Origin of the sequence: Flavobacterium sp. (genome assembly GCF_043773265.1) — a bacterium.
Classification (GTDB): Bacteria; Bacteroidota; Bacteroidia; order Flavobacteriales; family Flavobacteriaceae; genus Flavobacterium.
This window is the reverse complement of record NZ_JAYVFH010000293.1, coordinates 1-2,658: the sequence shown is the minus strand read 5'-3', so window position 1 is coordinate 2,658 and position 2,658 is coordinate 1. Positions and strand designations below refer to the sequence as shown.

4 protein-coding genes are annotated in these 2,658 nt (G+C 27.8%); all 4 read right to left on the bottom strand.

All coding sequences use genetic code 11. The annotated features are described in order from the left end of the window. Positions 1-529 (bottom strand): N-acetylneuraminate synthase family protein (locus tag ACH2BO_RS15170; protein ID WP_395045573.1); only part of this gene is annotated, 529 nt, incomplete at its 3' end. Further along, positions 526-1,185 (bottom strand): cytidylyltransferase domain-containing protein, encoded by a 660-nt coding sequence (locus tag ACH2BO_RS15165; RefSeq protein ID WP_395045572.1) that lies wholly within the window; start codon positions 1,183-1,185, stop codon positions 526-528. The genes ACH2BO_RS15165 and ACH2BO_RS15170, both read right to left, overlap by 4 nt. 5 nt (positions 1,186-1,190) lie before the next feature. After that, positions 1,191-1,835, bottom strand: coding sequence for a methyltransferase domain-containing protein (locus ACH2BO_RS15160; protein ID WP_395045571.1), 645 nt, complete (start codon positions 1,833-1,835; stop codon positions 1,191-1,193). After that, positions 1,825-2,658: glycosyltransferase (locus ACH2BO_RS15155; protein WP_395045570.1), on the bottom strand; the 834-nt coding region annotated here is incomplete at its 5' end. The genes ACH2BO_RS15155 and ACH2BO_RS15160, both read right to left, overlap by 11 nt.

Sequence of the window (2,658 nt, the reverse complement as noted above, 5' to 3'; positions counted from 1 at the left end):
AAGCAATAGGAACATTGTGTTTGTCGAAAATAGCAACAGCTTTGGTAATACTTTCTATAGTATTCATTCCCGTACTTAAAATAACAGGTTTTCCAAAAGAAGCAATATGTTCTAATAATGGGTAATTATTACATTCTCCAGAACCTATTTTATAAGCTGGAATATCAAATTTTTTAAGTCTTTCGGCAGCGGCACGAGAAAAGGGTGTCGATATAAAAATCATTCCTTTGCTTTCTACATAATTTTTTAGTTCCAACTCGTCGGCCTCGTTTAAAGCACAACGTTCCATAATTTCGTAAATAGAAACAGTAGCATTTCCTGGAATTACTTTTTTGGCTGCACTACTCATTTCGTCTTCTACGATGTGTGTTTGATGTTTTACAACTTCTACACCAGCGCGTTTTGCAGCGTCTACCATTTGTTTTGCAACTTCTAGTGAACCTTCATGATTGATGCCAATTTCTGCAATTACTAATGGTGGAAAATCGGGTCCAATTTTTCTTCCTGCTATTTCTATAAATGGGTTCATGATTTTTTTATTAAATATTCTGCAAAGTCAAAATCTTCTTGTGTATCTATATCAACTTTGGCAAAAATATGATTTACTAAGTATGGGTAAGCATTTTGAGTGATAATTTTATCTTCTAAAATTGTTGCGGCTTTTACAATATATAGTAATCCGTTTTCATAGAATAATGGTTCTAAATCTTGACTACGTTGACCAATTTTATAACTAAATGGAATAAATATGTTATCAATTATTTTACCAAGCTTTAATTCATTTTTAGAAACTGTAAAAAGACTTTCACATTGTAATGAAATAAATTTTTGAAAACAATCTTCCAATAAATTTTTGGGTCTTAAAGGATTAGTTGGTTGCAATAAAATTACATTTTCAACATTTTCGTCAATAGACAATATTACATGTTGCAATGAAGATATTGTTGGCTCATTATCTCCAGATATTGATTGTGGTCTTGTAATTACTTTAGCTCCAAAATGTAAAGTTATTTCTTTAATTTTTTCATCATCTGTAGAAACATAAACTTCGTCTATAATATGAGCATTATCCTTAGCATATAAAATACTGTGAACTAACAATGGCATTCCTCCCAATGATAGAATGTTTTTGTTAGGCAATCTTTTAGATCCGCCACGAGCAGGTATAATAGCTATAGTTTTCATGCGATTTATTGTTTTTTTCTAGCAACAATACCATAACTAAAACCTTTAGATTTTGGATTTCTATATTCTAAAAAAGATTCTATTTTACGCTTAACAAAATCTTTTACTGTAGTGATTTTTTGATCTTTATAACTTGTATCTACTATAACATATTCTAAAATTTCAAATTCACAACTTTCCAAAAAAAACTTTACAATATGTTCCCAAGGTGTAAAAACATGATGTTCTAGTAAATGTTTTTCTTGAAAAGAATATAATTTACCCTTTAAGAGCAGGTTTAAAATATTTTTACTTGAACTTGGGTTGGGAGTTGTTAATATTAATATTCCATCTTTTTCTGTATGATTTGAAATATTTTGTAAACATAATAAAGGATTAGCAAGATGTTCTAAAACTTCTAAAAATACTATTGTGCCAGCTTTTACAGATATTGAAGGACAAGAATTATTTAAATCCCAAATTATTGATTTTTCAATTTTTTTAATGTAATCAAATGGTTGCCAAGTTGCTCCTAATGATTCAATTTTATTTTGCATGTGGCCAAAACCTGCACCAATATCACTTACTATTAAATTGGGTGTTGAAGTAAAATATTTATCTAACATTTCATTTGCAAATATGGCTCGGTCTTTATATTCTTTAATTTTCATTTGGTTTCCAGTATATTTTGGTATTTTGTAAATTTAAATAAAATTTATAGTCTTTATAATTAATTTTATTTCTTTGAGATATTATTTTGGGTAAATTTATAATTAAATCCCCAATTGCTAATATGATTGACTTTGTAGCTGTGTATTTAAATTTAAAGATTTTATTTTTAATTTGACAAAATAAGGAATAAAAAAATGTTTTTAGCGCCAATGGTAAAGGTAAAAATATAAAATATAAAAACCAACCAGAGCGTAATGAGTATCTATTTCTAAACAATGAATCTTTAGCATTTTTTCTTTGCAACATATCTACTCTATGATGAACTAAAACAGATGGTAGATAATGAACTTGAATATTATTTTTAAACAAATAATAACTTGCATATTGTTCTTCGCCATAAAATACAAACCATTCTGGATAATTGGGAATTTTTTTCCAAGATTCTATTTTCCAAACGTGTCCGCAACCAACAAATCCTTTTACTCTTTGAGAATTTTCATTAGAAATAGTAGTAACTGGAAGTTGTAATCCCCAAAAAATTCTAAAAGCAATAAGACCACAATTTGGATTATTATTAAAATGATTTTCTATTTCTTGTAATGGATTATGTGATAAAAAATTGGCATCATCGTCTAATGAAATCGCATACTTTGCATTTGTTTCATTAAGCATCTTATTTCTGCAATATAAATATCCTTTCGAAATTTCGTTGCGATGAATAATTATTTTTGGGTAATTTTCTTTAACAAATTTATAAGTTCCGTCTGTAGAACCATCATCGAAAACAACAATTTCTATATCGTTATTTAAAACTAATTTTTG